Annotated in this window: 4 protein-coding genes; all 4 read left to right on the top strand. The window is 70.5% G+C overall.

Annotated elements, in window-relative coordinates; genetic code table 11:
* The first annotated feature begins 376 nt into the window (after positions 1-376).
* Entirely contained in the window at positions 377-1,429 is a 1,053-nt protein-coding gene (gene aroF, locus VIB55_RS22940; protein WP_331879006.1) for a 3-deoxy-7-phosphoheptulonate synthase, read from the top strand.
* Positions 1,426-1,728, top strand: coding sequence for a chorismate mutase (locus VIB55_RS22935; protein ID WP_331879005.1), 303 nt, complete (start codon positions 1,426-1,428; stop codon positions 1,726-1,728). The genes aroF and VIB55_RS22935 overlap by 4 nt, the downstream gene beginning before the upstream one ends.
* The gene (locus VIB55_RS22930; RefSeq protein ID WP_331879004.1) at positions 1,725-2,543 is read left to right on the top strand and encodes a prephenate dehydrogenase; all 819 of its coding nucleotides are present in this window, start codon (positions 1,725-1,727) and stop codon (positions 2,541-2,543) included. Before VIB55_RS22935 ends, VIB55_RS22930 begins: the two co-directional genes overlap by 4 nt.
* 150 nt (positions 2,544-2,693) lie before the next feature.
* Positions 2,694-3,521 (top strand): M48 family metallopeptidase, encoded by an 828-nt coding sequence (locus tag VIB55_RS22925; RefSeq protein ID WP_331879003.1) that lies wholly within the window; start codon positions 2,694-2,696, stop codon positions 3,519-3,521.
* The last annotated feature ends 136 nt before the right edge of the window (positions 3,522-3,657 follow it).

Below are 3,657 nucleotides of genomic sequence, written 5' to 3'. Positions count from 1 at the left end.
TGCTCGTCAGAATTCCAAGAGCGATCGGCAAGTTGTACCGTGGTAGATTTGTCGTGAATGGGATTATGGGTCGCCCGGGTGATCTCGCACGTTCTGGAGGGGCCCGGCGGGGATTTGTCCGCCTGTTTGTATTGTGGCGATAAATGATTGTGGCTGGGCGCTTGTGCTCCAGCGGTCGTCATATTACCCTTGATCCTATGAGCATCTGCGCGCGCACCTGGTACCGCGGCTACGGCTATTACGGGTTTCCCGACGGGAGTCCGGGGCCGGCCGCGCGCGCGTAGGATCAGCTCGCCAACAGGCATCCAAAGGCTCCCAGCTCTCGGGGAGCCTTTTTGTTTGCCCGCATCCGCCACACAACGCAGGAGAACGACCGATGATCATCGTCACCCGTCCGAACGTTTCCGACGCCGAGCTGGACCACATCCGCGAGCGCGTCGAAACCCTCGGCATGCGCACGCACCTTTCGCGCGGCGAGCACCGCACCATCATCGGCTGCATCGGCGACGAGTCGCTGCTTCACGAGGCTGCGCTCCTCAGCATCGCCGGCGTGGAATCGGTGCACCCCGTGCTCAAGCCGTACAAGCTGGCCTCGCACGAGTTCTCCGCCGGGCCCTCCATCGTGCGCGTGGGCGACGCGGCCGAGGTGGGCGGGCGCGCGCTGGCCATCATCGCGGGCCCGTGCTCGGTGGAAGGGCGCGACATGCTGCGCGAAACGGCGCGGTCCGTGGCGGCTTCGGGAGCGGGGATGCTGCGCGGCGGTGCCTTCAAGCCGCGCTCGTCGCCGTACGCCTTCCAGGGGCTGGGCGAGGCGGGGCTGAAGATGCTGGCCGAGGTGCGCGCCGAGACGGGGCTGCCCATCGTCACCGAGGTGATGGACACGCGGCAGGTGGAGCTGGTGGCGGAATACGCGGACGTGCTGCAGATCGGCGCGCGCAACATGCAGAACTTCTCGCTGCTTTCCGAGGTGGGCCGGGTGCAGCGCCCGGTGCTGCTCAAGCGCGGGATGAGCGCCACGATCAAGGAGTTCCTGATGGCGGCCGAGTACGTGATGGCGCAGGGCAACCGCGACGTCATCCTGTGCGAGCGCGGCATCCGCACCTACGAAACGGCCACGCGCAACACGCTCGACATCGCGGCCATTCCCGTGCTCAAGGCCGAGACGCACCTGCCGGTGATGGTGGACCCCAGCCACGCCGGCGGCCGCGCCGACCTGGTGGCGCCGCTCTCCTTTGCCGCCATCGCCGCGGGGGCAGACGGGCTGGTCGTGGAGGTGCACCCGTCGCCCGAGACGGCCCTGTCCGACGGCGACCAGTCGCTGACGCTGCAGAACTTCGAGAAGCTGATGCGGCAGATTCGCCCCTTCGCCGAGGCCGCGGGCCGCACCGTGGCCGGTCCGCGCACCGGCCTGCGGGTGGAGGCGGCATGAGCGCGTCCACGGAAGCCGACTGGTCGCCCAGGGCCGAGCTGGACCGGCTTCGCGACGAGATCGTGGAGGTGGACCGCGCCATCGTGGGGCTGATCGCGCAGCGGGTGGAGCTGGCGCGGCAGGTGGGCCCGCTGAAGCGTGAGCTGGGGATGCCCACGCTGGATCCGCCCCGCGAAGCCGCCATCGTGCGTCGCGCGGGCGCGCTGGCGCGCGAGGCCGGCCTGGCGGAAGACGACGTGCGCTACATCTTCTGGCACCTGGTGGGCCTCAGCCGCCGAGTGCAGCTGGAGCAGGAATGATCGAGTCCGCCGCCATCCTCGGCCTGGGCCTGATCGGCGGCTCGCTGGCCCGCGACCTGGCGGCGAAGGGCGTCCACGTGTTCGCCGGTGACCGTGACGAGGCGGCGGTGCGGGCGGCGGCGGCGCAGGGGATCGCCCAGCCGCTGACGTGGAACGAGCCGTTGGACGTGGTCGTGCTCGCGGTTCCCGTCGTCGCCGCGCGCCAGCTGCTGCGGGAACTGGCGGGCAGGATGGAGGGCGTGCGGCTGGTCACCGACGTGGGAAGCACCAAGCGGTCGATTGTGGACACCGCCGAGCAGATGGGGATCGGCGATCGTTTCGTGGGATCGCACCCGCTGGCCGGCGACCACCGCAGCGGATGGGATGCTTCGCGCACCGGCCTGTTCGAGGGCGCCCCCGTGTACCTGTCGCCGACCCGATCCACCGAGTCCGATGCGCTGGAACTCGCGCGCGAGCTGTGGACCGTGGTCGGCGCCGTGCCGGAGGTGATGGACGCGGCCGATCACGACCGCCGCCTCGCGTGGGCCAGCCACCTCCCCCAGGCCGCCTCGACCGCGCTGGCACGCGCGCTGGCGGAAGCGGGCATCGCGCGATCCGACCTCGGGCCTGGAGGCCGCGACGTCACGCGCCTTGCCGGCAGCTCGCCCGAGATGTGGGCCGACATCCTGGTGGACAACGCCGACGAGGTAAGCACCGCCCTCGCCTCGATGGCCGCGCATCTCTCGGCCACCCGCGACGCCGTCGCCAGCAGCGACCGCGATCGGCTCCGCGCGCTGTGGGCGGCCGCGAACCAGTGGCACCAGGAGAGCCCGTGACGTCGGGCGGGCGAAGTGATGCGGTCAGGCGTGGGCGGGAGACGATTCTCCGGCCCACGCGCCGTTTGGGCCCCTGCTGGCGCGCATCGTGAAGTGCGGCCCGGTCAACGCGTTGTCGGCGAACGACTGATCGCACATGGGGGACGAATCGTGACTCGCGCACCATCTCGCACGCTCGCGCGGCCCGGCCGGCTTGTCGGCGCCGCCCTGCTCCTGGCGCTCGCTGCCTGCGGCGGAGACGTGGGCCTGGACGAAGAAGCGCAGCTCGGCGCCGAGTACGCGGCCCAGGTAAAGGCCGAGGTGCCGCTGATCAACGATCCCGCGGCCGTCGCCACCCTCAACCGGATGGGCGACGAGCTGGTCGCGCGCGCCGACTCCACCGGGCGCGAGTACACCTTCTACCTGGTGGATTCGCCGGAGGTGAACGCCTTCGCCATCCCGGGCGGCCACATCTTCGTCAACCGCGGGCTCATCGAGACGGCCGACCAGCACTCGGAGTTCGCGGGCGTGCTGGGGCACGAGATCGCGCACGTGACGGAGCGGCACGGCATCGAGCAGATGAAGAAGCAGCGCGGCGCGGGGACGCTGGTGACGCTCGTCTACGTGCTGCTGGGGCGCGAGCCGGGTGTGGTGGAGCAGGTGGCCATCCAGGCGGGCGGCTCGGCGCTCTTCGCCAAGTACGGCCGCGAGGCGGAGCGCGAGGCCGACATGCGGGCGGTGCAGACGCTGCCCGCGGCGGGCTACGATCCGGAAGGCGTGGCCACCTTCTTCGAGGACCTGCTCAAGCAGCAGGCGAGCGAGCCCGGTCTGCTCGACACCTGGTTCGCCAGCCACCCCACCAGCCAGGAGCGGGTCCGGAACGCGCGCACCATGATCCGCACGCTGAACGTGGACCAGGCGCGCCTAAAGGACGACACCCCCGAATACCAGGCCTTCCGCAAGCACGTCCTGCAGATGGGCACCCGCGCACGCCCCTGACACCGGGGCGTACGTGAACGCCATGGTAACACGGGATGTCATCCCGAAGAAGCGGCCACTCGGCACCCGCCCACGCGCCAAAGACGGCAGCGACTGAGGGATCCGCCACACACGCCGCGCATGGTCCCAACGCCGC

It is taken from the genome of Longimicrobium sp. (assembly GCF_036554565.1).
Taxonomy (GTDB): Bacteria; Gemmatimonadota; Gemmatimonadetes; order Longimicrobiales; family Longimicrobiaceae; genus Longimicrobium.
The sequence above is the reverse complement of the archived record's forward strand: the minus strand, read 5'-3'. Positions and strand labels throughout refer to the sequence as shown.

What these genes read in the sequence shown, in the direction of transcription:
- aroF (WP_331879006.1), top strand. Translation starts at nt 377, where the DNA reads ATGATCATCGTCACCCGTCCGAACGTTTCCGACGCCGAGCTGGACCAC.
- VIB55_RS22935 (WP_331879005.1), top strand. Translation starts at nt 1,426, where the DNA reads ATGAGCGCGTCCACGGAAGCCGACTGGTCGCCCAGGGCCGAGCTGGAC.
- VIB55_RS22930 (WP_331879004.1), top strand. Translation starts at nt 1,725, where the DNA reads ATGATCGAGTCCGCCGCCATCCTCGGCCTGGGCCTGATCGGCGGCTCG.